At 37.9% G+C, this 24,281-nt stretch carries 22 protein-coding genes; 15 read left to right on the top strand and 7 right to left on the bottom strand.

The window, feature by feature from the left end:
* Nucleotides 1–550: transposase (locus EGI26_RS19825; RefSeq protein WP_255080815.1), on the top strand; the 550-nt coding region annotated here is incomplete at its 5' end.
* 69 nt (nucleotides 551–619) lie between these two features.
* On the opposite strand, the gene secA is transcribed toward EGI26_RS19825, so the two are convergent.
* From secA to ccsA, 3 genes are all read right to left on the bottom strand, one after another.
* A complete protein-coding gene (gene secA, locus EGI26_RS19820) occupies nucleotides 620–3,937 on the bottom strand; it encodes a preprotein translocase subunit SecA (protein WP_255080814.1) in 3,318 nt (1,105 codons plus the stop codon).
* 229 nt (nucleotides 3,938–4,166) lie between these two features.
* A complete protein-coding gene (locus EGI26_RS19815; protein WP_255080813.1) occupies nucleotides 4,167–4,769 on the bottom strand; it encodes a DUF4230 domain-containing protein in 603 nt (200 codons plus the stop codon).
* On the bottom strand, nucleotides 4,766–7,288 hold the full coding sequence (ccsA, locus tag EGI26_RS19810; RefSeq protein WP_255080812.1) for a cytochrome c biogenesis protein CcsA: 2,523 nt from the start codon (nucleotides 7,286–7,288) through the stop codon (nucleotides 4,766–4,768). Before ccsA ends, EGI26_RS19815 begins: the two co-directional genes overlap by 4 nt.
* A gap of 108 nt (nucleotides 7,289–7,396) precedes the next feature.
* On the opposite strand from ccsA, the gene EGI26_RS19805 reads away from it, so the two are divergent.
* Nucleotides 7,397–7,834, top strand: coding sequence for a DUF255 domain-containing protein (locus EGI26_RS19805; protein ID WP_255080811.1), 438 nt, complete (start codon nucleotides 7,397–7,399; stop codon nucleotides 7,832–7,834).
* Nucleotides 7,835–7,953: 119 nt separating this feature from the next.
* Here the strand turns inward: EGI26_RS19805 and EGI26_RS19800 are convergent, their stop codons facing one another.
* Together EGI26_RS19800 and EGI26_RS19795 are read right to left on the bottom strand one after the other, a co-directional pair.
* Nucleotides 7,954–8,331 carry a co-chaperone GroES family protein gene (locus EGI26_RS19800; RefSeq protein WP_255080810.1) on the bottom strand — a complete coding sequence of 126 codons (378 nt, stop codon included), beginning with the start codon at nucleotides 8,329–8,331 and terminating at the stop codon, nucleotides 7,954–7,956.
* Entirely contained in the window at nucleotides 8,328–9,425 is a 1,098-nt protein-coding gene (locus EGI26_RS19795) for a D-TA family PLP-dependent enzyme (protein ID WP_255080809.1), read from the bottom strand. The genes EGI26_RS19800 and EGI26_RS19795 overlap by 4 nt, the downstream gene beginning before the upstream one ends.
* 73 nt (nucleotides 9,426–9,498) lie before the next feature.
* Between EGI26_RS19795 and EGI26_RS19790 the strand changes: the two genes are divergently transcribed.
* Nucleotides 9,499–9,786, top strand: coding sequence for a DUF2442 domain-containing protein (locus EGI26_RS19790; RefSeq protein WP_255080808.1), 288 nt, complete (start codon nucleotides 9,499–9,501; stop codon nucleotides 9,784–9,786).
* A complete protein-coding gene (locus tag EGI26_RS19785; protein WP_255080807.1) occupies nucleotides 9,773–10,033 on the top strand; it encodes a DUF4160 domain-containing protein in 261 nt (86 codons plus the stop codon). The genes EGI26_RS19790 and EGI26_RS19785 overlap by 14 nt, the downstream gene beginning before the upstream one ends.
* A gap of 31 nt (nucleotides 10,034–10,064) precedes the next feature.
* Here the strand turns inward: EGI26_RS19785 and EGI26_RS19780 are convergent, their stop codons facing one another.
* Together EGI26_RS19780 and EGI26_RS19775 are read right to left on the bottom strand one after the other, a co-directional pair.
* The gene (locus EGI26_RS19780; RefSeq protein ID WP_255080806.1) at nucleotides 10,065–10,448 is read right to left on the bottom strand and encodes a VOC family protein; all 384 of its coding nucleotides are present in this window, start codon (nucleotides 10,446–10,448) and stop codon (nucleotides 10,065–10,067) included.
* A 2-nt stretch (nucleotides 10,449–10,450) separates the two neighbouring features.
* A complete protein-coding gene (locus tag EGI26_RS19775; RefSeq protein WP_255080805.1) occupies nucleotides 10,451–11,923 on the bottom strand; it encodes an NAD(P)H-hydrate dehydratase in 1,473 nt (490 codons plus the stop codon).
* Nucleotides 11,924–11,985: 62 nt separating this feature from the next.
* Between EGI26_RS19775 and EGI26_RS19770 the strand changes: the two genes are divergently transcribed.
* From EGI26_RS19770 to rho, 11 genes are all read left to right on the top strand, one after another.
* A complete protein-coding gene (locus tag EGI26_RS19770; RefSeq protein ID WP_255080804.1) occupies nucleotides 11,986–12,684 on the top strand; it encodes a TIGR04283 family arsenosugar biosynthesis glycosyltransferase in 699 nt (232 codons plus the stop codon).
* A 107-nt stretch (nucleotides 12,685–12,791) separates the two neighbouring features.
* The gene (locus EGI26_RS19765) at nucleotides 12,792–13,841 is read left to right on the top strand and encodes a VOC family protein (protein WP_255080803.1); all 1,050 of its coding nucleotides are present in this window, start codon (nucleotides 12,792–12,794) and stop codon (nucleotides 13,839–13,841) included.
* Between the two features lie 5 nt (nucleotides 13,842–13,846).
* Nucleotides 13,847–14,617: a HipA family kinase gene (locus tag EGI26_RS19760; RefSeq protein WP_255080802.1), complete on the top strand. Its 771-nt coding sequence runs from the start codon at nucleotides 13,847–13,849 to the stop codon at nucleotides 14,615–14,617.
* Nucleotides 14,595–14,981, top strand: a complete 387-nt coding sequence (locus EGI26_RS19755; RefSeq protein ID WP_255080801.1) for a DUF3037 domain-containing protein — start codon at nucleotides 14,595–14,597, stop codon at nucleotides 14,979–14,981. The genes EGI26_RS19760 and EGI26_RS19755 overlap by 23 nt, the downstream gene beginning before the upstream one ends.
* A 101-nt stretch (nucleotides 14,982–15,082) precedes the next feature.
* Nucleotides 15,083–15,418, top strand: a complete 336-nt coding sequence (locus tag EGI26_RS19750) for an arsenosugar biosynthesis-associated peroxidase-like protein (protein WP_255080800.1) — start codon at nucleotides 15,083–15,085, stop codon at nucleotides 15,416–15,418.
* A gap of 29 nt (nucleotides 15,419–15,447) precedes the next feature.
* Nucleotides 15,448–16,509 (top strand): arsenosugar biosynthesis radical SAM (seleno)protein ArsS, encoded by a 1,062-nt coding sequence (gene arsS / locus EGI26_RS19745; RefSeq protein ID WP_255080799.1) that lies wholly within the window; start codon nucleotides 15,448–15,450, stop codon nucleotides 16,507–16,509.
* A 68-nt stretch (nucleotides 16,510–16,577) separates the two neighbouring features.
* A complete protein-coding gene (gene arsM, locus EGI26_RS19740; protein ID WP_255080798.1) occupies nucleotides 16,578–17,549 on the top strand; it encodes an arsenosugar biosynthesis arsenite methyltransferase ArsM in 972 nt (323 codons plus the stop codon).
* Between the two features lie 72 nt (nucleotides 17,550–17,621).
* Nucleotides 17,622–20,768 carry a carboxypeptidase regulatory-like domain-containing protein gene (locus EGI26_RS19735; RefSeq protein ID WP_255080797.1) on the top strand — a complete coding sequence of 1,049 codons (3,147 nt, stop codon included), beginning with the start codon at nucleotides 17,622–17,624 and terminating at the stop codon, nucleotides 20,766–20,768.
* Nucleotides 20,769–20,915: 147 nt separating this feature from the next.
* Nucleotides 20,916–21,269, top strand: a complete 354-nt coding sequence (rplS, locus tag EGI26_RS19730; RefSeq protein ID WP_255050645.1) for a 50S ribosomal protein L19 — start codon at nucleotides 20,916–20,918, stop codon at nucleotides 21,267–21,269.
* Between the two features lie 195 nt (nucleotides 21,270–21,464).
* Nucleotides 21,465–22,232, top strand: a complete 768-nt coding sequence (gene dapF / locus EGI26_RS19725) for a diaminopimelate epimerase (RefSeq protein ID WP_255080796.1) — start codon at nucleotides 21,465–21,467, stop codon at nucleotides 22,230–22,232.
* A gap of 200 nt (nucleotides 22,233–22,432) precedes the next feature.
* On the top strand, nucleotides 22,433–24,235 hold the full coding sequence (rho, locus tag EGI26_RS19720) for a transcription termination factor Rho (RefSeq protein ID WP_255080795.1): 1,803 nt from the start codon (nucleotides 22,433–22,435) through the stop codon (nucleotides 24,233–24,235).
* The last annotated feature ends 46 nt before the right edge of the window (nucleotides 24,236–24,281 follow it).

Below are 24,281 nucleotides of genomic sequence, written 5' to 3'. Positions count from 1 at the left end.
AGCCAGAGCCAAAGAAAATCGCAAATACGAAGAGCTTTCGTCATTAATAAACTCGAATACCGATTGTGACTTAGGGTCATTAACCTTATTAAAAGATAGTAAGGTCTACCTTTATACAGGAAAACCTATACAAAATAAGAAAGGAAATCTTCATTATAGAGAGGAAATTGTACAGACTCCTTTAAGGTTAATTATGACCGAAAGTAAAAACAATCGAGAGTATAAAATGGCATTTATCACCAATAACTTCGACTTGACGGCAAAGGAAATTACCGATATTTATAAAAAACGTTGGGACATAGAAGTGTTTTTTCGTTTTATAAAACAAGAGCTTAATGTAAGTCATCTGGTTTCACTAAATGAAAATGGAATAAAAGTAATGCTTTACATGACTTTAATAGCAGCAATGCTGATACTTGTATATAAGCATGCCAACAACCTTAGTTATAAAACCGCAAAAAGAAGGTTTAAAATGGAGGTCAGAAACTTGCTGATAAGAGAAATCGTAATCTTATCTGGTGGAAATCCTAATATACACTTTAAAACATAAAAATGGCCGGAATTTCTTCCGACCATGACTAAGCGAAAGCTCCCTTTTTTGAATAATTCTTTCAAATTCTCAATCTACCAAAACAGCATCGCCACTCAAGACATCGTTCTCGACGTTCTTGAATTTTACGTCTCTTTTTACTACGCCGTTTCTGTACTGTACATTAACTCTGTCATTTCTATTCGCCACTTTCTGTGATTTCGCTGGAGCAAGCATTTGTGGTTTTGTCCCTTCTTCAGCACCTTCGGCTCTGTTTGTAGAAAGCTTTGGTTTGTTAGCAGATTGTACGGGAGCAGCTTGTTGGAATCTCATTTCTGCCACATTGGCTTTCATCAAGAAACCTACTGTCTCCGTGTTTACTTTCTTCAAGAAGTTTTGGAACAATTCTACCGCCTCAAATTTGTAAATCAAAAGCGGATCCTTTTGTTCATAAGAAGCATTTTGTACCGACTGTTTAAGGTCGTCCATATCTCTTAGGTGTTCTTTCCATTCAGAGTCAATCACGTTAAGAGAGATATTTTTTTCCATTTCCAATATCAACTCTCTTCCGTCGGTCTCCACCGTTTTTCTCAAATCTACATAGATGGCAATGTGGTGGTTTCCATCCCCCACGATGGCCATAAATGGCTCACCTTCCATGGCTTGTCTGTCATTCAAAACATTTTTTAATGCAGGAGTGATATTCTTTCTAATAGCTTCATTTTTATGTTTGTAATGGGCTTCGGCTTGGTCATACAATTTATGAATCAATGCTGAACCTCCTTTTGCAAACTCGGTCTCAGAAATTTCAGGTTTCATGCCTAACCGTTGCATAGCTCTCACCTCAAACTCGTCGTAATTTCCTTGTGTGCTTTTTACCAAATCGGCACAAGTATCATAAATAATATTGGCAATATCCAGGGCTAATCTATCACCAAACAAGGCATTTTTTCTTCTTTTGTAAATTGTATCTCTCTGGATATTCATCACGTCATCATATTCAATCAGACGCTTACGCATGCCAAAGTTGTTTTCCTCTACTTTGGTTTGTGCTCTTTCTATGGAGCTGGTAATCATAGAATGCTGAATAACCTCGCCTTCTTCCATACCCATTCTGTCCATCACTTTGGCTATTCTGTCCGAGCCAAACATACGCATCAGGTTATCTTCCAAACTCACAAAAAACTGGGAAGAACCTGGGTCACCCTGACGGCCAGCTCTACCTCTTAACTGACGGTCAACACGTCGAGATTCGTGACGCTCTGTGCCAATAATCGCCAATCCACCTGCCGCTTTACTGTCTGGAGTAAGCTTAATGTCGGTACCTCTACCTGCCATGTTGGTGGCTATGGTTACCGTTCCTGGCTTACCAGCTTCAGCTACTACATCTGCCTCACGGGCATGTTGTTTAGCATTAAGTACTTGATGCTGAATCTTTTTGATAGTCAACATTCTACTCAAAAGCTCCGAGTTTTCTACCGAAGTAGTACCCACCAATACTGGACGACCAATGTTCACCATTTCAAGGATTTCATCCCCAACGGCGTTATATTTTTCTCTTACTGTTTTGTAAACTTTGTCTTGTCTGTCGTCTCTGATAATGTCTCTGTGTGTCGGTATCGAGATTACATCCAGTTTATATATTTTCCAGAATTCGCCTGCTTCGGTTTCGGCTGTACCCGTCATACCACAAAGTTTGTGGTACATTCTGAAATAGTTCTGAAGCGTAATGGTGGCATAAGTTTGGGTAGAGTCTTCTACTTTTACATTTTCCTTTGCTTCTACGGCTTGATGCAAGCCATCGGACCATCTACGGCCATCCATTATACGACCAGTCTGCTCGTCAACGATTTTTACTTTGCCATCCATCAAAACGTAATCTACATCGATTTCGAATAAGGTATAGGCTTTCAACAACTGGTTAACGGCATGAATACGCTCGGCTTTTGTCGAATAATCCCTGATTAATTCATCATTTTTCAGGATTTTGTCTTCCTTGCTGATGTCCATTTTCTCAATGGCCGCCATCTCGATGCCTAAGTCAGGCATTGTAAAGAAATTCGCGTCAGAATCATGTGACGAAAGGAAATCTAAGCCTTTGTCTGTCAATTCGATAGAGTTGTTTTTTTCCTCAATGGTGAAATATAACGGAGCGTCAGCTTCTGGCATCAGTTTTTGATTTTCTGCCAAATAGATTGCCTCAGTTTCAAGCAAAAGTTTTTTGTTACCTGTTTCTGACAAATATTTAATCAATGGCTTATTTTTAGGCAAACCTCTGTGAGCTCTAAATAAAGATAAACCTCCTTCTTTTTTCTTGCCATCTGCTATCAATTTCTTGGCTTCTACTAAAAATCCTCCAACCAATTGTTTTTGTGCTTCCACAATTTGGCCAACTCTCGGTTTTAGTGTATTGAAAAGCTCATCATCATTTTTCTTGGTCATAGGGCCACTGATAATCAATGGCGTACGAGCATCATCAATTAAAACGGAGTCAACCTCATCGACCATAGCATAATGATGTGGTCTCTGAACCAACTCTGTTGGGTCGTTGACCATATTGTCTCTCAAATAGTCAAAACCAAACTCGTTGTTTGTACCGTAAGTAATGCCTGCGTTGTAGGCTCTTTTTCTTGCAAAAGAATTGGCTGGATGAATGTCGATACAATCACATGTAATTCCGTTGAATTCAAATATTGGCCCCATCCACTCAGAGTCACGTCGAGCAAGGTAGTCGTTTACTGTTACAATATGTACTCCTCTTCCAGCCAAAGCATTTAAGAAAGCCGGAAATGTTGCCACCAAAGTTTTACCTTCACCCGTTGCCATTTCTGAGATATTTCCTTTGTGAAGAGACGCACCACCTATGATTTGCACATCATAATGCTCCATGTCCCATTTAATCAGATTACCAGCTGCCAACCATTCGTTTTTCCAAATGGCTTTGTCGCCTTCTATCTGGATATGCTGTTTGGTCATGGCCAATTCTCTATCCAAATGACTTGCTGTAACCTCAAGTGAGCTATTCTCTTTAAATCTACGTGCTGTTTCTTTTACGATTGCGAATGCTTTTGGAAGAATTTCAAGTAAAACCTCTTCCAATTCTACATTTCGTTTAAGTTCTAATTCGTCAATTTTCTTGAATATCAATTCACGTTCGTCTATCAACATGTCAGGATTTTCATCCGAACTTGCTCTTAGAGCAATCACCTCGTTATCTATATGAGCAAGTTTATCTTTGATGTATTGCTGCAAATCGACAGTTTTTTGTCTAAACTGGTCGTTGGTGAGTCCCGCAAGTTTTCTGAATTCTTCGTTAGTAGTTCCGACATAAGGGCTAAGTACTTTTATGTCTTTGTCTGATTTTGTGCCAAAAACCTTGGCAATACTCTTTGTTAAAAAATTGAACATGTTTATATCTTAAGTTCTGAAATGTCTATTTTAATGAAATGCAAATTTACTGAATTCCAACGTTTTGTTTACAAGAATAGTGCAGCAATTACAAATTTAAGGATTTACGGTCAAATTGACAGATGAAATAGAATTTGTTTAAATCTATAAAAAACTGAATAATAGGTATTTGAGGTAGTTTGAGATGGAATTTATTCCAAAAGTAAACTATGACAAACCGTCAGACAATTCATTTTAGTCTTTTCAAATCCCCCGAAAGCGGGTATTTTATCACTACTTTTTTGGAAGAAATATTCTCGATGAGAGGTTTGAGTATCAAATCAGCATTCTTTTTGGTTTGTTCTAAAATGTCTGAATCCAAAGCCGATTTGAGAATTTGCTCTTCCGCTTTTCGGTACGCTTCGTCTAACAAAACGGCCTCATTCATAAAAGCGTAGTCTGTCTTATAGATTTTCGATTTCGAATGGTCAATTTTATGATAGCAAACTTCAGGATTTGGAAGATTTAAAATCAGGGTATCTCCTGTGGTTACTAAGTCTTTTTCAGTTATTTTACTCAAATCTATACAGCCCACTGCCTCGCCCTGTACTATAAGAATCGCTTTTGGATCTGGTAGAAAATCTCGAATGATTTCTTGCTCGACGACATCTCTGAACGAATATTTAACCAATTCCATTTTGCCAAGACTTACTATTTCCTTTATGACAACATTGTGGGTGGTTTTTACCTCATCAGCCTTAAAGAAACTCAAATTTTTAACTTTCTCCCAAACAAAAATGCTTAGGAGAATCAAGGCAACGTAAAATAGTATTTTCACCCAATTTCTTATCATTTCATGGCAATTCTAAATCGTCTTGCTGAGGCTATACTCATTCCAATAACCAGCAAGGCTGTGCCTAACCAAAGTAAATTGATATGTGGTTTTTCTAGGGCTTTTAACACGATATACTCTTTTTCACCTCTACTTATGGCAAAAGTAAACTTGCCAGTTTCGGGATTAATGGCCAAAAGTTGAGCTCTGATTCCCAATTCGCTACTGATTACAGGCTTGCTCCAAACTTCTCTGTTTTTAATGGCAAAAATCGGTTTCATGATTCTCTCTCCATCCCTTTCTAGAATACGCAACGTCGCTTGTGCTGCCACATCACCTTGCTGAAGTGGTAAGCCGTCTAATTCATTCACTGGAGAAACATTGTCCAAAATCGCCACGAAATCATTCAAAAAGAAAGTGTCTTTTATAGCCACAGAATAGTTTTCCGGCACGCTCCATTCTTTGTCCTCGTTGGTGGTTACGTAGTTTACATGAGAGTAAATGTCTTTGTTCCAGTATTTTTTGATATGCGGCGACGCCACATTTCCCATTTTTTGGTTTATCTGGTATCTTGGATAAAAGTTAAAATCTTTTTCACCTTTTTTCTGATAATTTACCTGATAGTAAGTGTTTTCTGCTTCGTATTCCACGGTGTCGCCTCGTTTTACATATAGTTTATCACCGTCCATTATATCAGCCTTGGCAATACCCTGAAAATCACTTGTTGGTATAGGCTGAATAAATTTCTTTTCTATGTATCCAGGCACGTTTCTGACATCTACAAATTCGCCACGAAAATCGAGTGTGAAATCATTTATTTGCGTTGGCCTGTTGTAATAAAGTAAGACGTTCTCTTTGTTGTCTTTCTCGGTTTTGAATATCTTTTCATTGGCCAAATTCACCGAAATGACCTTTTCGTAGGCTGACGAATACATTATGCCGACTAACATCAAAGCCACACCTATGTGCGTTATTGCCCCACCAGCCACTTTAAAATTCCCCTTAATTATATCCAAAAGAATAGTTGCGTTGGCCGTTATTGAGAAAATGCCAGCGGTTAATAATATGATGTATTGCCATTTATTTACACCTGTTACTGTGATAGCAATAGCCGAAAGTAATAGCGTGATAATCAATGGATTCAATAGTTTTTTTATAGACAATTTATCGACTCTTCTCCACCAAAAAAACTGTGCGATACCTGTCAATGTGATTACACCGATAAACAACCACATTTGAAATGTATTATAATGTTTCAATGGGTCAGTTGGCATGGCCATATTCAATTTGTAATTAAACAGTTCGGAAATACTGTTATAAACTGGTATTGAAGTAGTTATGGTGATTTGAAATGCCGCCAAAGTAAGCGTGGTAACTCCTAAGAATATCCAGAATTCGGTTGAGTAGGTCGAGATTTCTTTGTTGTCTTTTGGTAAGTATTTCCACCTAAAGGCCATTAACAAAATTGCACCGATTACAAAAAATAATAAATAAATGAGCAATTGTCCAGAGAGTCCCAAGTCTGTAAAGGAGTGTACAGATGAAGTTCCTAAAATTCCACTTCTTGTCAGGAATGTACTGTAAAGTATCAAAATGAATTGTGTGATACTTAATATGAAAGTGATTTTTAGAGCTGACGAACTTTTACGTGCAATGAGCATAGTATGTATACTGGCCACCAATACCAACCAAGGGACATAAACCGCATTTTCAACTGGATCCCAACTCCAATAACTGCCAAAATTCAAAGTTTCATAAGCCCAAATGGCTCCCATCATTATACCTGTTCCCAAAATAACGCCTGAAACCAGCGACCAAGGCAAGGCTACTTTTGTCCAATCGCTATAGTCTTTTTTCCAAAGAGCAGCTAATGCAAATGCAAAAGGAATCAAAGTAGTTGCAAAACCTAAGAAAAGAGTTGGAGGGTGTATAACCATCCAATAGTTCTGTAAAAGTGGGTTTAGGCCGTTACCGTCTTTGGGTACAAAGTCTGGATTTGTGGCCCAAACTGGTAAATTTGGCATAGATTCTCTCAAAAGCAAAAACGGCGAACTGCCCAATTTGAAATCACCAAAGAGTACCGCACCTACAATCATACTGGTCAAAAATGCTTGAACCGCTGAGAAAATCGCCATCATTGGACTTTCGAAATGCAAAAAGCTTTTCTTTTTGGCTCTAAACCAAAATATCAGAATAACGCCTAAAATTACGTTCCAGAACATCCAAAGTAGAAAACTACCTTCTTGGTCTTGCCAAAAACATGAAATGGCATAGCCCAACGGCAAACTCAATGAAGCGTTGTCCCATGCATAATGGTACTCGAAATATTTGTTGAAAATGATGCTAAAAAGCACCATAACTACTCCAATTACAAAAAAAGTATGTAGAAAGAATGATTTCCGGGCTATTGAACGCCAGAAATCGGAGTCTTTTGAACTATCTTTTGCACTGATATAGTAGGTATAAGTAGCAATGAGTGAAGAAATAAAAGCAAGTATCACCAGTATATGGCCAATTTGACCTAAGTATGCTCTAAGCATTTCCGAAATTTTTGTTTTGTAAAATGATTACAAAATTACCCTAAAAAAGGTTTTAAAAAGAGGTTTTATTAACAATTATTACCAGTTTTGTCAGATTAAATTTCTTGTATGATTTTTCTAAAAAATAAAATTGCTTTTATGTTCGTCTTTATGGCTGGCTTAAGCCAAGTTTACGGACAGCAGATGAATTTCTTGAAAATGCAGGAAATTAGTTTTGAGGATGTTTTGAAAAAAGCAAAGTCTGAAAATAAAATGATTTTTATGGATGTGTATGCGGTTTGGTGCGGACCATGCAAATTGATGGATAAGACGACCTTTTCGGATAGTTTGGTTGCCAAAAAGTTCAACGCCGAGTTCATAGCCTACAAAGTAAATGCTGAAGATGTGCCCGGAAGAGTAATTGTTCAGAAATATATGGTAAATGCTTTTCCAACCTATTTGTTTTTTAGCCCAGATGGCGAGTTGGTAAACCGGCTGGAAGGTGTTTTTCCTCCAAAATTATTGATGGATGAAGCAGATTATACCAAAGGATTACTCAAAAAGTAGTGCGATTTTCCTAAATCGCAAAGATGGCTGCTCACACTAAAATCGATTTTACAAATCGCTGTCAAAAAACACCAATTAGCTATTAAAATTAAAATACTCGATTTGAAAAATCGAGCTATTTAGAACAAATCCTCCGCTCTTTCTAAAAGTAAAATAGAGGCCTGCGGAACAATCACAAATTTTTCGCCTTCATACTGAATTTCAATGGCGTGGCGTTGCAGATAGATCGCCAAGTCGCCTTCCTCGGCTTGCAAGGGCATATATTTCAATTTTTCCTCAGTTGCTTTCCAAGGTTCTTCCTCGGCGGTGTTGGGTAGGGGATAGCCAGGGCCAACTTTTACTACATAACCAGACTGTACATCTTCTTTTTCGGTAACTGTTGGTGGTAAATAAAGTCCAGAGTTGGTCTTATCTTTTGGATTTTTGGGCTTGATCAAAACTTTGTCGCCCACTACCATCAATTTCTTCAATTTGTTGTCTTTTGATACGCCTATCATACGGTTATTTTCCTTTTTCTACCTTCAATTTTCCAAGTGTCTACCCACTTGCTGTTTTCAATAATTTGTGCCTCGTCATAAAGATTAACGGTTGGGCAAACATGATACGGAACACCCAAAATTATGTCTCCAACTTCATAATCATCCCAGTTTGAGGTTTCAATTACGCCATGTTCCTCGCTTTGTGAAACCAATTTTAGGTCGTCATGGTTCAAAAATCTGATGCGTTTGTCAATCGGATTTTCGGAGGAAATGGCTTTGTGGCCCATATCTGTGGTCAAAATTCCTCGTTTGGGTTTTGAAATGATTCTACTCATCACCAATGCTGCAAACTCAAAGTTTTGTTCGGCAAATTTATCACCATAGCCCCAATCCCACAATACACAAGTGCCAGGACTAAGCGTGCGAGAAATTTCAGAAGCATGTGATGTAAACGCTGGAGTTCCACCGGCTATGACTTCTAAATCACCAATTTCGGGTTTTAATTCCGCCAGAATCTCGTAAACATTTTTCATTCCAGATTCTATTTTGGCTTTTCTATCACCGAAGGCATCGTCTCGAATATGGCCATCATAAACATGGAGCCCTGAAAGTTTTGTGTGAGATTTTGACGTTGCGTATTTTAAATCATCTGCAAGTTGGTCGTCAATTTCATGACCAGATCTATCCATGCCGTTATTGATGTCGTAATAAATTTCGGCTGTCGGGTTTTTTGTAGAAAATTTCTCTGATATTTCGTCAACTACGGCATTACAATCCGCTAAAGACGCAAACTTTGTATTTGGATATTTCTCAATTAAGCTTAATAATCTGTCTATTTTTGGGCCCAAAAGTTGGTGCGATATCAGCACTTTTTCTGCTCCTGCCATAGCAGCAAGTTCAGCTTCTGCCACAGTAGCAGCCTTAAATTTTCTGATGCCTTTGCTTATCATCATTCGCACCACATTTTCCATTTTGTTGGTTTTGATATGCGGCATTAATCTGCTGGAATCTCCACCAGCAATGGCTATCATTTTATCAATATTACCCTCAACTTTTTCTTTCAAGATGAGAAGGGATGGGGAGTCGATTTGGGTGAAGTTTGAGATTGTCATTTTAGTTTTTAGACACTTTAGGGATTAAAACTAAATCATTTTTGTTAATTTAGCAGAACAAAAATGCAAATATATGTTTCCAGCACCCATACTAGTAAGATCTTTAGGGAAATACAGAATTTGGTTGAATTATTCAGATCAGATAGAAGGAGAGGTTGATTTGTCTTATTTAGCTGGGAAGGGGGTGTTTAAAATTTGGGAAATTGGAAATACTTTCGACGAAGTTTTTATTGATTCTGTTTCAAAAGCTATAGCTTGGAACGAAGACATTGATTTGTGCCCAGACTCGCTTTATTTGCAATTGAAAGGAATTACTTTTGATGATTGGAAGAAAACTGAAAACGCTTATGCCTCAAATTAGTGCTTTTTTTGGAATATTGATTTACATGTACTACAATGATCATAATCCGGCACATTTTCATGCCAAATATGGGGATTATAATGTCGTAATTAGTATTGAGAACTTCGGAATTTTAGAAGGAAGCCTGCCTCCAAAGTCTTTAGGCATGGTTGTGGAATGGGCTGCTTTACACAAAGTTGAACTTCTCGAAAACTGGGAATTGGCAAAAAAGCATCAATCTTTGATTAAGATTGAACCACTTAATTGAGTTTTCATATAGGGATTTGTTTTCTACCCCCTCACCCCTCATAAATCTCCAAAGGCAAACCATCGGGGTCTTCAAAAAAGGTAAACTTCTTACCTGTAAATTCGTCTATTCTGATGGGTTCGGAGATAATGCCTTTGGCCTCTAGTGCATATTTGGCTTTCTCTACATCATTCACTTCAAAGGCGAGGTGCCTTAGTCCACAAGCTTCTGGTCGGCTAGTTCTAGCTGGAGGATTTGGAAATGAGAATAATTCAATAATATAATCGCCATTAAGAGCCAAGTCTAGTTTGTAAGAGTCTCTTTCTTTTCTGTAAACTTCTGCCAATATTTCTAAGCCCAATTTGTTGACATAAAAATCTTTAGATTTCTGATAATCAGAACAAATAATGGCGATATGGTGTGTTTTTTTTAACATGTTTATCTTAAATTTTCAATTATATCACTCGCAATCATTGAACGCTCAGAACGCATTTTGGCAGCATTGTCACCAGCCAAACCATGTTCATAAACTCCCTGAATAGCCGCTTGTTCTGGAGAATAACCTTGGGCTAAAAAGCCTAAAATAATTCCTGTTAGCACGTCCCCACTGCCAGCTGTTGCCATTCCAGAGTTGCCAGTAGAATTAAAGTGAATTTCTCCATTGGCTAAAGCCACAGCGGTGTTTTTGCCTTTCAGACAAATGATTACTTTGTTTGAAACCGCAAATTCAGAAAGAATTTCTAATTTTTCAAAATCGTTTTTCCAATCTTTGCCAATTAAGGTCTTGAACTCTTTTGGATGCGGTGTCAGGATTGTTTTTTCAGGCAAAAGTGTCAATAACTCTGGCAGTTGACCTAAAATTGTAATTCCATCAGCATCTATTATAAGTTTTTTGTCCTTTGCTTTTTCGAGAAATGACTTAAAACCAGTTGGATTATTAAAACCAATTCCTGGGCCAATGGCTAATGCATCATATTTTTCCAAATCCCAATTTGTTCCAAAACAATCGTTATTTTCACTGACTTCTACAATGGCTTCTGGAACAGAAATTTGTAAAATATCTACACATTTTATTGGAATGTGAGAAGTGATTTTCCCAACACCTGACCTCAAACAAGCTTTGGTTCCGAGAACCGCCGCACCCATTATACCATAGCTTCCCGCCACTAAATAAGCATGCCCAAAAGTGCCTTTGTGCGAAAAACTTGACCTTGGCATTGGTGAAATGTCGTCTGGGCTTGTGTAGAAGTGTTTGGTGACTGCCGAGTCTATAAATTCTTGTGAAAGACCAATATCCACCGCTTCCCATTCTCCAATAAAACTTTCGTTTTCGGGCATAGAAAAGGCCAACTTGGGATATTGAAAAGTAATGGTATAGGCAGGCTTTATGATATTTGTTTTGTCTGAAATCGTATCAGAAAGTAATCCAGAAGCAATGTCAATAGATACAATTGGTAATTCAGAAGTGTTAACTTTTTGGATAATTTCTGCTGCAAAACCCTCAATTTTGCGATTAAGTCCTGAGCCAAATAATGCATCAATAATTATAGTTTTATGATCTGATGGCCATATAATTTGGCTCGAATCCGTTAATATTTTATAAGAATTTTGATTTTTGAGCCTTTCTAAGTTTATTAGAAAATCAGCTGACCCTTTTTCTAAATCTCCTAAAACAAAAATTTCAATATCATAACCCAATTGATGAAGTTTTCTGGCAACCGCCAAGCCGTCGCCTCCATTGTTGCCGATTCCACAGAATATAAATACCTTATTTGTACTGTCAAATTTTGAAACAAACGAATTTACAAATGCCTTCGCGGCTCTTTCCATCAAATCAATAGAAAGAATTGGTTCGTTTTTTATTGTAAATTCATCCAGAGCCTGTGTTTGTTTCGTAGATAGAATTTTCATTGTATCTTTTTTTTCAAAAATAGCAGTATTGTTGCTACATTCAATAAATTTTTCCTGTAAAGATGACCATCAGCATTATCATTCCGACTTATAATGAATCCAAACTTATTCACCACTTGATGTCGTCAATTTTGAATGGTAAAACTGATGATATTGTAGAGGTTTTGGTTATAGATTCTGTAAATTCTTCAGATAATTTAGTTGATGCTTTGCCGGAAAATGATGCTAAATACATCAAATCAAACTTTTGTAGCAGAGCAAGTCAGATGAACTACGGAGCAAATCTTGCAAAAGGCGAGGTGCTTTTTTTTGTCCATGCAGACACTGTGCTTCCTCAGACTTATGTTGCTGATATCCAAAATATGCTTTCAACTTATGATTTAGGTTGTTACAGAGCGACCATTGATTCCTCTAATTTTCTTTTGAAAATCAACAGTTATTTTACTCGTTTTCATTTTCTTTGGTGTAGAGGAGGAGATCAAACCTTATTTGTTAAGAAGTCGGTCTTTCATGAATTGGGTCATTATGACGAAAAATTTGTGATCATGGAAGAATATGATTTCTTGCGGAAAGCGAAAGGAAAGTATAAGTTTGGAATAATAAAGAAATCTGTAATCGTGTCTGCCAGGAAATATGAAAACAATAAATTTTGGAAAATTCAGTGGGCTAATTTTATGGCCATGAGAATGTTTTTCAACGGTGGCTATTCTCCAAATGAAATTAAGGATAAGTATACTCAAATCCTGAATTTAGAGTATTAAACGTTCTAAAAACTCCCAAGCATCTACAAATTCTATTATCTGGTTTCTGAAATACCCAAAACTCAGATTAATCTATTATTTTTAGGCGAAATTATAATCTTCTCGATATGTCTAAAAACGAAAACTTGATTTCTGGTATACAACAAGTAGGTATTGGTGTAGTAGATGCCGGCGAATCATTTAAATGGTACAATAAAAATCTTGGGCTTGATGTGCCAGTTTTTGATGATATAGCTGATGCCAAATTGATGGTCAGATATACAAACGGCAATATCAGAAAGCGTCGGGCTATTCTTGCAGTAAATATGTCAGGCGGTGGCGGAGCCGAAATTTGGGAGTCGAAAAATCCGCTTCCCATTCCTTGTGATTTCGAACCAAAACTGGGCGATTTGGGCATTTTTGCCCTAAAAATCAAAAGCCAAGATTTACTGGCCTTTTCAAAATCAACACCAATTTCTCTTTTCAGAACACCAGAAAGTAAACCAACAGGTTGGTTGAAAGACAATTATGGTAATCAGTTGCAGTTGGTAGAGGACGACTCATGGTTTTTGAATAATCTATCGAACACTGGTGGAGTTTTGGGAGTTATTTTGGGTGTAAGCGACATTGATAAAGCCCTAAAGCTCTACAAAGATATTCTTGGAATTGACAATTTGGTTTATGATAAAACAGGAGTCTTTGAGGATTTTGGTGGATTAGGTGCTGCAGATAAACAGTTTAGAAGGGTTTTGTTGAGAAAAGGTCAATCAGCAGAAGGGGCTTTTTCAAGATTGTTTGGAAATATTGAATTGGAGTTGGTTCAAGCAATTGACACAACTGACAGAAAAACTATCATGGAAGGTCGCAGTTGGGGCGATTTGGGTTTTATACACCTTTGTTTTGATGCCCTTAATATGGATAAGTTGGGTGAAAAACTACTATCAAATGGCTATCCGTTTGTGGTAGACAGTGCCAATTCTTTCGACATGGGCGATGCTGCTGGTAGATTTACTTATATAGAGGATCCTGACGGCACGCTGATAGAATTCGTAGAAACGCACAAAGTGCCAATTCTGAAAAAAATTGGCTGGTATATCAATCTTAAAAAACGTAAAACTCAAAATCCACTCCCTAACTGGATGGTGAAAACCTTGGGTTGGGGTAGAGTGAAAATTTGAAATAAATGTCACAAATCCGTACCGTAAATATCACCAGATACGTAACACCTCTTCGCGAGGGAGGTTCATTGCCTGCCATAGCGGAGGCGGATGACGGATTTCTATATGTGCTAAAATTTAGAGGTGCCGGGCAAGGAACAAAAGCATTGATTGCTGATTTGATTGGGGCAGAAATCGCTAGAAAGCTAGGGCTTTTGGTGCCGGAATTGGTCTTTGCCGAACTCGCTGAAGGCTTTGGACGTACCGAACCTGACGAAGAAATTCAAGATTTGCTAAAGTTCAGCACAGGATTGAATCTTGGACTTCATTATCTTTCTGGTTCTATTACTTTTGATGCCGTTGTGAATACAGTTGATGCCGAAATGGCCTCTAAAATTGTGTGGTTAGATGCATTCTTGATGAACATTGATCGTACCGCCCGCAATACCAACATGCTATTTTGGAACAAAAAACTGTGGGTGATTGACCACGGTGCTTCGCTTTATTTTCACCATAATCCTGAAACTTGGGAAGAGCAGGCAGTTAAGCCGTTTGTTCAAATAAAAGACCATGTTTTGCTTTCAAAAGCCAATGATTTAGAACGAATAGTCGCCCAATCAAAATCCTTGATTTCGAAAGATTTTTTGGAAGAAATAGTAAATCTGATTCCTGAAAATTGGATTGGCGAGGGAGAAATAGCCAACAAGAAAATGTATATGGATTTTCTCCTTAAAAGATTAGAAAACGCCCATATTTTTGAAACTCAAATAGAAAATGCAAGAAAGGCACTTATATGAGTATGCAGTAATTAGGCTCGTTCCGAGGGTCGAAAGAGGCGAATATATCAATATTGGTGTGGTTTTGTATTGCAAAAGCCTCAAAACGCTCGACTTTGTTTTTCAAATAAAAAACAGTAGAATCTTGGCTTTATTTCCTAAAGTGGATTTGGAAGAAGTTGAAAGCCATCTTTTGTCTTTCCAAAAAATATGTCAAGGTACCCCAGATTCAGGTTTGATTGGTAGTCAGGATTTGGCTTCAAGATTCAGGTGGCTAACCGCACGCCGAAGCACGATTATTCAGGCTTCCGAAATTCATCCCGGTTATTGTCAACAACCTCAAGAAGCTCTCGACAAGATTTTTGCCGAAATGGTGTTAATGTAAGCTATATTACATTTCAAATAGATTTTAAATTCTTTCTTTGCTTTTTAATCCGTTTTATATTTTCAAGCGTATATCTTTCATTTATAAAAAAAAATACATCGATGAGCAGTTATTACAATTCAGAAGACCTTCCAAAATTTGGTAAAATCGGAGAATTTGGAGCAAAAGATTTGGCCAAAGACTTCTTTAAATATTACGGCGAAACATTTAAAGATGGAGCCTTGACCGAAAGAGAAAAGTCACTGATAGCCTTGGCAGTAGCTCACACCATGCAGTGTCCGTATTGTATAGATGCTTACACGACAGACACTATACAAAAAGGCTGCACACAAGACGAAATGATGGAAGCTGTGCATGTGGCGGCGGCCTTGGCAGCGGGTGTAAAACTCGTACACAGTGTACAGATGATAAATAAAGCAAAAGAAGTCACTATGTAAGTGTCTTTTACCTAATTGATGGAATTTAAATGAACCCAGTAAAATCACTAAAAGCTCAAAAAAGCGAGTTAGGAGAATCTGCTTTTCAGCTAAAAGTACTTAACGACGAGCACCGTCTCGGTCAGAAAATATCTTTGTTTAGGGATAAACTGAAGGAGCAATCTCTGTTTCCTTTAAAACCAACAAAGCTGGATATATTCCAAATAAATGTTGGCAAAATGTGTAACCAGGTTTGTAAGCATTGTCATGTAGATGCCGGTCCAGACAGAAAGGAAATTATGACCCAAGAGACTATGCAGCAATGCATTGACGTTTTGGCGAAACATAAGTTTTCGACATTGGATTTGACGGGTGGAGCTCCCGAAATGAACAATAATTTCAGGTGGTTTATAGAAGAAATCAGAAAAGTAGATGCAGACATCAATATTATAGTACGGTGCAACCTTACTATTATTCTCGCTAATCCAAAATACCACGATTTGCCCGATTTTTTCAGAAAACATAGGCTAGAAGTAGTTTCTTCACTTCCAGCTACGAGTGCCTCAAGAACAGACTCTCAGCGTGGCGATGGTGTTTTTGAAGATTCAATAAAAGCCTTGCTCATGCTCAATGAAGTGGGTTATGGAAAAGAGGATTCAGATTTAAAACTCAACTTGGTTTACAATCCTGCTGGAGCCTTTTTACCCGCTGGTCAAGCTGGTCTGGAAAAAGAATTCAAAAGGGTTTTAAGTACAAAATTCGGAATTGTTTTCAATTCATTGTTTGCCATTACTAATATTCCAATCAGTAGATATCTTGATTATCTGTTAGTTAGCGGCAACTACGCTTCTTACATGGACAAACTTGTGGAGGCTTATAATCCAGTGGCAGCCGAAAACGTCATGTGCCGCAACACACTTTCCATCGGTTGGGATGGCTATCTCTACGATTGTGACTTCAATCAAATGCTGGAACTCAAAGTAGATGCCAAATCAAAACACATCAGCGACTTTGATTTTGAAGAATTGAGCAATCGTTCCATTATTGTTAATCAACATTGCTATGGGTGTACTGCTGGAGCTGGTAGCTCTTGTGGCGGCGAGGTGGCCTGATTGATTTTGTCTAAATAGTTATTATTTGTTTTAAAATATTTTATAAAAAATTACTCTCAAACGATTATATGGAAAGTTACTTAGAAACCACGATCGACGTATATAAACAAGCTGCCGAAAAACCTGATGTGGGTCTATGTTGTACCACAACCCCAGTTTGGGCATTGCCGGGTCTTACGATGCCCAAAATCATGCTCGAAATGAATTATGGCTGTGGAAGCACCGTAAATCCACGTGACTTGGTCAACGACCCTACTATACTTTATGTTGGAATCGGAGGAGGTATGGAGTTGCTTCAGTTTTCGTATTTTAGTAGAAAAAAAGGCGGAGTTATTGGGGTAGATATTGTGGATGAAATGCTAACAGCTTGCAAAGAAAACATGAAAGAAGCCGAAGCAAGTAACGAATGGTTTAAGCCTGATTTTATAGATATCCGAAAAGGAAATGCTCTCAGTTTGCCGGTTGAAGACGAATCTATCGACATTGCTGCCCAAAATTGTCTTTTCAATATTTTCAAAGCCGAAGACCTCAAGCTGGCCTTGGAGGAAATGTACAGAGTGCTAAAACCCCGTGGTCGTTTGGTGATGTCTGATCCAACTTGCGAGCAAGAAATGTCTGACGAACTTCGTAATGACGAACGTTTGCGTGCCTTGTGCCTGACGGGTTCTATTCCTTTGAAAGATTATATAAAAATGATAACAGATGTAGGTTTTGGAACCGTAGAGGTACGAGCCAAAAGAGCCTACAGAGTACTTTCGCCCAATCATTATCCAACCGATGATTTGATTTTTATAGAATCAGTAGAAGTTTGTGCCATAAAAGACCCAATGCCTGCTGATGGACCGTGTGTATTTACTGGTAAAACTGCCATCTATTATGGCAACGAAGACTGTTTTGACGACCACAAGGGGCATATTTTATTGACCAACCAGCCATTGGCCGTGTGTGACAAAACAGCTGGGGCACTTGAAGCTTTGGGTAGAGATGATATTTATATTTCAGACTCTACTTGGTTTTATGATGGCGGTGGATGTTGTTGATAAACAATATGTTATTTTAATCGCTTATCGCTCAGTAAGGTAAAAGCAAGCCAATAATTTAATAGCAAGAAAATGTTGAAATCTCTATTTTCACTGCTGCTCTTCGCAGTGTGTTCAGCTACTGCTTTTTCTCAAATTACCTCTTCCAATATCTATGGTCAGGTAAAGTCTGAGAACGAGGAGGCACTTTTTGGTGCCAATATTCTTGCTGTTTTTTTACCAACTGGCAGTCAGTATAGCTCAATGGCTCGCGAAGACGGAAGGTTTAATTTGCCTAACATCAAAAGCGGCGGCCCTTACAAGATTATAGTGAGTTCGGTAGGTTCAATCTCTGACACACTCTCTGGTATTTATCTAGAATTGGGCTCCAATAAAGCTTTTTCATTCATATTAAAAGACGAAGTTTATAGCCTAGATGAAGTTGTTGTAAAATCCAAAAGCAATGATTTCATAAGTGATAAACGCAAAGGAACTTCTAGCAATCTAAAAAATCTTGATAAATTACCTAGTCTAAACAGAAGTATTCAAGATGCAACCCGAACCATGTCTCAGGGTAATTTTAATTCCTTTGCTGGGAGTAATTTTAGATACAATAATCTAAGTATAGATGGCATAGCTCACAACGATGCCTTTGGTTTTATGGAACCCGCCGTAGGTGCGGGAGGTTCTGTAGCTTCGGGTACACCTGGTGCATTGTCACGTACACAACCCATCAGTTTAGATGTTTTGGAAGAAATTCAAGTCAATCTCGCTCCTTATGATGTCACCATCGGAAGTTTTACAGGCGGTAGTATCAATGCCATTACAAAAAGTGGGACAAACCAAACCAGTGGTACGGTTTACTCTTTTGCAAAAAATAAATATATAACTGCCAAAACCAATGAAAATGGCAATAAGCAGCCTTTCGACTTCTCTGATCATCAGTTTGGTGCGAGCTTAGGTGGAGCTATCAAAAAGAATCGAATATTTTATTTTGGGAATGTGGAATATTCTACCCGCCAAGAGCCTGTGACTTTCGGTGCAGGTAGTTCTCAGTCTGTTTTTGAGGTAGCAGACATGGAAAAAATCGTTAACTTTTTGAAAGAAGAATATAATTATGACCCAGGTAGTTTTGATAAATTTTCAATAGATACCAAAAATCTCAAAACCTTTTTGAGGTTTGATGCCAACATCAACGATAAAAACAAACTTATACTTCGCTACAATTTTGTAGATGCCATGGCCGAAAATCTTACCCGCGGGCCAACTTTGATGAATTTTGGTAGCCAATCTTATACGCACAACAGCAAAAGTCATAGTTTGGCTACAGAGCTAAGTAGCAGAATTTCAAACCAGTTGTTCAATAAACTTACCGTTGGAATCAGCCAAGTTCACGACACCCGAGAAACGCCGGAGCCGCTTTTTCCGCATACCGAAATTACCTATAAAACAGCTGGAACTATTTTTCTTGGAACTTACCGTGAAGCGGCCATTTTTGGCATGAAACAAAATGCTATTGAAATTACCGATAACCTCAATTTTTATAAAAATAGACATTCGTTTACTATCGGTACCCACAACGAACTTTATCATTTTCTTTACTCATTCGTCACGCCTTGGAATGGCCGCTGGGCATATTCTAGCATAGACAATTTTCTAGCGGAACGCCCATCACGAATTCGTGGCACTTATAATTTCGGAGATAATTCTAGAGCTTCTAATCAGCAAAATCCATCTGCGGATTTTAGAGCATGGCTGCTGAATTTCTACGTTCAGGATGAATTCAACGTGACTGATAGATTAAATGTTTCTGCGGGTCTAAGGTTAGAAATGGGCATTTTTCCGGACAAAACCCAGTTAACTCGTGATATTGCATTAACAACAGAATTTAGCCAGTTTAACTCTGATAAAATATCCTCCAACATAGTCTTAAGTCCTAGACTTGGCTTTAATTGGCAGCTGGGTGAGGCACGTACAGTTCAGGTTCGTGGAGGAAGCGGCATCTTTACCGGAAGAGTACCATTTGCTTGGTTTGCGTACAATTACCTTTACAATGGTCGCCAATTTGGTAATCTGGACGTTCGTCCTACTACAAAGATTGAGCAGACTTTAGATGTTCAAAAGTTGGCTGAACTGCAGCCTGTAAAAAGCGAGATTAATCTGATAGATAACGATTTTAAGTTACCCAGAGTTTGGCGTTCAAATATTGGGATAGATTTTAAATTGCCGAATGGGTTTTTACTAACCTTGGAAGCTCTTTTTACAAAAAACATTTATGATGTCCTTCATCAAAACCTGAATCTTAAGCCAAATGTGAAGCAGTTTGCAGGCAATGATAGCCGTGATATTTACTTAGGATCGGGTGATGCTCAAAGAATAAATCCGAAATATACCAGTGTGTTTTTACTGACCAATACCGACAAAGGTTATCGATATAATTTCACGGCGAGCATTCAGAAAAAGTTTTTTGAAAAATTAAATGCTTCAGCATCATATAATTATGGACAATCTAGAGACATCATGAATGGCGTGAGGGTTTCGCATCAGGCAAATTGGGAATGGAACCAAACTACCGATGTCAACCACCCAAGTTTGAGCTATTCTAACTTTGATATAAGGCATAAGTTATCGCTTTTTACTGACTATCAGGTCAATTGGAAACACAAGCAAAGTTCTGCCATTTCAGTAATATACACCGTGGTGAGTGGTTTGCCTTTTTCGTATGTTTATGCCGGAGATTATAACAGAGATGGCTCAGCGACAAACGATTTGGTTTACATTCCAACCAATGCTTTAGAACTACAATTTGTAGATTTGAAAGAAGCAAATTCTAATATAATAGCCACCGCCGCTCAACAAGTCGAACAATTTAATGCCTACATTACTCAAGATGAATATTTGAACAGCAGAAAAGGAAAAGTAAGCGAACGCAACGGAGGTCGAACTCCATGGAACAATAATTTTGACGTGCGGATTTCGCATAAGATAGGTTTGAAGAAAACTCAGAAAATTGAAGTTACTTTCGATTTGATAAATCTGCTGAACGTGATTAATCCAAATTGGGGCAAACAGTATTTTGTGCCCAATACCACCAATTCGGGTTATCAGTTACTCACATACGTAAACGAAACCAACGGAAAACCAACTTTTCAGTTTAACAACCCAAGTACCAAACCATGGCAGTCTGACCCGATTGCTTCGCGTTGGCAAGGACAATGTGGTCTGAGATATACATTTTAGTTAAAAAATGATGTAATATTCTGACCATGAATTTTTTAATTTAGCAAAATCCATTATATTTGCACCTCGTTTCAGTAAACGCCTCTTTTAGCCTAAAAGAAGCCTCTTTACTTTCAATAAATTTTTTATCAATAATTTTTTTATTAAATGGATTTAATTAAGTTTGTAGAATCAGAATACAGCAGTTCAAGAGCTGGATTACCTGATTTCAAGGCGGGTGACACTGTTAACGTATTTGTGAAAATATTTGAAGGAAACAAAGAGCGTATTCAGTTGTACCAAGGTGTTGTGATTCAAAGAAAAAACTTCGGTACTCCAGGTGAGACTTTTACAGTACGTAAAATTTCTAACGGTGTTGGAGTAGAGAGAATCTTCCCAGTTTTGTCACCAAGTATTGACAAAATCGAAGTTCTTAGAAGAGGTAAGGTTCGTCGTGCTAAATTGTACTTCCTAAGAGGAAAACATGGTAAAGCTGCGAGAATCAAAGAACTAAAAAAGTAAGTAACATTGCTTAATAATTTTAAGTAATAGCTTTTTCATAATTTGTGCAAAAAACGTCATCTCTTTGAGATGACTTTTTTTTTGCCGCCGAAGTTTGTGTCCACACAAACTTAAACCCATCAAACTTCGTCACCCATCGAACTTTTTCCGTCAAAATAATATTACTTTTATAGCACCAAAGCAAAACTTCGTTTTATGACCAAATTTTTTAAATATCAAGGAACTGGCAATGACTTCGTGATGATCGATAATCGTGAGGGAGGATTTGACGATTCTATAAAAAATGTGGAATTTCTGTGTCATAGAAGATTCGGAATCGGAGCGGACGGATTGATTTTGATTGAAAAAGTGGACGGATTTGATTTCAGAATGCGGTATTTCAATGCCGATGGAAAGGAGGGAAGCATGTGTGGCAATGGAGGAAGATGTGCAGTAAAGTTTGCATCTGACTTAGGGATATTTGAAAAAATAACCAGTTTTATAGCTGTCGATGGACCTCATCATGCCATGGTAGAAAATGACGAGGTTTCGTTGGGTATGATAGATGTAGAAGAAATATTTGATGAAACCAACGGATATTTTCTCGACACAGGCTCGCCACATCTTATTATTTTTGAAGAAGATTTGGATAGTTTGGATGTAAAGACCCAAGGGGCTGCCATCAGATTCAGTGACTATTGGCTTTCTAAAGGTGGAGTAAATGTGAATTTTGTTCAAATCATCGACGACGAAAATATAAAAGTTAGAACTTACGAAAGGGGCGTAGAAGACGAGACCTTTTCGTGCGGAACTGGTGTTACTGCAGCAGCTATTGCTGCTTCGGTAAAGAAAGGGTTATCTCAAAAAATTAAAATACAAACCCTTGGAGGTAAGCTTAAAGTGAGTTTTGAAATAGGGCAGAAATTCTCTGAAATCTTATTAAAAGGCCCTGCATTGTTTGTTTTTGTAGGTGAAGTGTCGTAATCGTTAATATTTTTGTCGTTTTTTTTGCTCTTAAAGATTTTAATGCTTAAAATTGCATACGAAATCAAAATTACTGCTACGGACTTCTTCCGATTCGTAATTTCAAAATCCGAAATATTCAAGTTTTTTTCAAACCAAGAGTTTTAATGTATTCATAAGTACTTTAACAACCTTCATTGTTTTTCCAAAACAAAATTTCTATGTATAACCAAGAAGATTTGAAGTTAAAACTTCTGTCAGAACTAAAAACCATTTCAGCCGAATTAGGCATTGAATTAGACAAGGGAGCAGCAAAAAAAGACATTATTCAAAAAATTGTTGATAAGCAAGTACCTACTACTTTAGAGTCAAAAGTAGAAGTGAAAGCTACAAAATCGACAAAAGTAAAGCCGCAGATGGACTCTTTGTTTCCAGAGAAGCCTTCTCAAAATCCGCTTTCTATGGAACCCGAAGATAAGGGGCCAAGGCTAAGGAAGAGAATTACAAGAGTGGTGACAGACGATACCATGTCCACCGAAACGCCGGAGTTGGTGAACACCCCAGCAGAGGAGCCAAAAGAAGAAGAAATAAGACCAATTATAGCGGAATTCAAAAGGCCAGAGTTTAGAAAGCCAGATCATAAAAAAGTTGAAGTTCTTAAGGGAAATAGAAATTTAGAATCTGAGAAGCTTGATGTTCAGCCAGATTCAAGCGAAATAAACGATATAGATTTATCAGATGAAATAGATATTTCGGATTTAATAGAAGAAATTCCGGATATTACAGATGAAGATTTGGGTTTGCCAGGCGAGGAAGTTTTGACAAACGAGCAGAAACAAGACGCCAAAAGAAAAGAAGATTACGGACGCTCAATAAAAAAGCAGTTCAATAATCTTGTTAAAGAATTTGATGGCCTAATAGAAAATATTGGTGTTTTGGAAATCATGAGTGAAGGAAGCTATGGCTTCTTGCGTTCAGCAGATTATAATTACCTTGCCAGTCCTGATGATATATATGTTTCACCATCTCAAATCAAACTTTTTGGACTGAAAACGGGCGATACCATTCATGGTTCTATTCGTCCGCCAAAAGACGGCGAGAAATACTTTGCTTTACTTAAAGTACTATCGGTAAACGGAAAAACTACTGAGGAAATTCGCGACAGAATACCTTTTGAATATCTTACGCCATTATTTCCTCAGGAAAAACTTAACCTTAGTACAAGGTCGGATATCATGTCTACCCGTGTTTTGGACTTGTTTTCACCTATCGGAAAAGGGCAAAGGGGTATGATTGTTGCCCAGCCCAAAACTGGTAAAACGGTTTTATTGAAAGAAATAGCTAATGCTATCACAATTAACCACCCAGAAGTTTATTTGATTATCCTTCTTATAGATGAACGTCCTGAAGAGGTTACAGATATGCAAAGAAGTGTGAGGGCTGAAGTTATATCTTCAACTTTTGATGAAACCGCCGAGAAGCACGTAAAAGTGTCGAATTTGGTTCTAGAAAAAGCAAAAAGATTGGTGGAATCAGGTCACGACGTAGTTATACTTTTAGACTCCATCACCCGTTTAGCCCGTGCTTACAACACCGTAATGCCTTCATCGGGTAAGATACTTTCAGGGGGTGTGGATGCAAATGCATTGCACAAGCCCAAAAGATTCTTTGGAGCTGCTCGTAAAATAGAGAATGGAGGTTCACTAACCATTGTAGCTACAGCATTGATTGACACAGGCTCAAAAATGGACGAAGTTATCTTTGAAGAATTCAAAGGTACTGGTAACATGGAGCTTCAGTTGGATCGTAGATTGGCCAACAAGCGAGTTTACCCTTCTATTGATATATTGGCATCAGGAACTCGTAGAGAGGATCTCTTGATGGACAAGGACGAGTTGCAGAGAGTTTGGTTGTTGAGAAAATACATGGCCGACATGAATCCTATGGAAACCATGGAATTCTTGCTTTCTAAAATGAAAGGCACAAAAACCAACCAAGAGTTTTTGATGACTATGAACAGGTAATTTTCTTTCTGAAAAATATAAATATGAGGAAGCCTGATAAGGCTTC

Origin of the sequence: Lacihabitans sp. CCS-44, from assembly GCF_024343735.1 — a bacterium.
Classification (GTDB): Bacteria; Bacteroidota; Bacteroidia; order Cytophagales; family Spirosomataceae; genus Leadbetterella.
This window is presented reverse-complemented; position numbering and strand designations above follow the sequence as displayed.

Excerpts from the sequence above, each read along its gene's own strand:
- secA (WP_255080814.1), bottom strand. The coding sequence starts at position 3,937 with ATGTTCAATTTTTTAACAAAGAGTATTGCCAAGGTTTTTGGCACAAAA.
- EGI26_RS19815 (WP_255080813.1), bottom strand. The coding sequence starts at position 4,769 with ATGATAAGAAATTGGGTGAAAATACTATTTTACGTTGCCTTGATTCTC.
- ccsA (WP_255080812.1), bottom strand. The coding sequence starts at position 7,288 with ATGCTTAGAGCATACTTAGGTCAAATTGGCCATATACTGGTGATACTT.
- EGI26_RS19805 (WP_255080811.1), top strand. The coding sequence starts at position 7,397 with ATGATTTTTCTAAAAAATAAAATTGCTTTTATGTTCGTCTTTATGGCT.
- EGI26_RS19800 (WP_255080810.1), bottom strand. The coding sequence starts at position 8,331 with ATGATAGGCGTATCAAAAGACAACAAATTGAAGAAATTGATGGTAGTG.
- EGI26_RS19795 (WP_255080809.1), bottom strand. The coding sequence starts at position 9,425 with ATGACAATCTCAAACTTCACCCAAATCGACTCCCCATCCCTTCTCATC.
- EGI26_RS19790 (WP_255080808.1), top strand. The coding sequence starts at position 9,499 with ATGTTTCCAGCACCCATACTAGTAAGATCTTTAGGGAAATACAGAATT.
- EGI26_RS19785 (WP_255080807.1), top strand. The coding sequence starts at position 9,773 with ATGCCTCAAATTAGTGCTTTTTTTGGAATATTGATTTACATGTACTAC.
- EGI26_RS19780 (WP_255080806.1), bottom strand. The coding sequence starts at position 10,448 with ATGTTAAAAAAAACACACCATATCGCCATTATTTGTTCTGATTATCAG.
- EGI26_RS19775 (WP_255080805.1), bottom strand. The coding sequence starts at position 11,923 with ATGAAAATTCTATCTACGAAACAAACACAGGCTCTGGATGAATTTACA.
- EGI26_RS19770 (WP_255080804.1), top strand. The coding sequence starts at position 11,986 with ATGACCATCAGCATTATCATTCCGACTTATAATGAATCCAAACTTATT.
- EGI26_RS19765 (WP_255080803.1), top strand. The coding sequence starts at position 12,792 with ATGTCTAAAAACGAAAACTTGATTTCTGGTATACAACAAGTAGGTATT.
- EGI26_RS19760 (WP_255080802.1), top strand. The coding sequence starts at position 13,847 with ATGTCACAAATCCGTACCGTAAATATCACCAGATACGTAACACCTCTT.
- EGI26_RS19755 (WP_255080801.1), top strand. The coding sequence starts at position 14,595 with ATGCAAGAAAGGCACTTATATGAGTATGCAGTAATTAGGCTCGTTCCG.
- EGI26_RS19750 (WP_255080800.1), top strand. The coding sequence starts at position 15,083 with ATGAGCAGTTATTACAATTCAGAAGACCTTCCAAAATTTGGTAAAATC.
- arsS (WP_255080799.1), top strand. The coding sequence starts at position 15,448 with ATGAACCCAGTAAAATCACTAAAAGCTCAAAAAAGCGAGTTAGGAGAA.
- arsM (WP_255080798.1), top strand. The coding sequence starts at position 16,578 with ATGGAAAGTTACTTAGAAACCACGATCGACGTATATAAACAAGCTGCC.
- EGI26_RS19735 (WP_255080797.1), top strand. The coding sequence starts at position 17,622 with ATGTTGAAATCTCTATTTTCACTGCTGCTCTTCGCAGTGTGTTCAGCT.
- rplS (WP_255050645.1), top strand. The coding sequence starts at position 20,916 with ATGGATTTAATTAAGTTTGTAGAATCAGAATACAGCAGTTCAAGAGCT.
- dapF (WP_255080796.1), top strand. The coding sequence starts at position 21,465 with ATGACCAAATTTTTTAAATATCAAGGAACTGGCAATGACTTCGTGATG.
- rho (WP_255080795.1), top strand. The coding sequence starts at position 22,433 with ATGTATAACCAAGAAGATTTGAAGTTAAAACTTCTGTCAGAACTAAAA.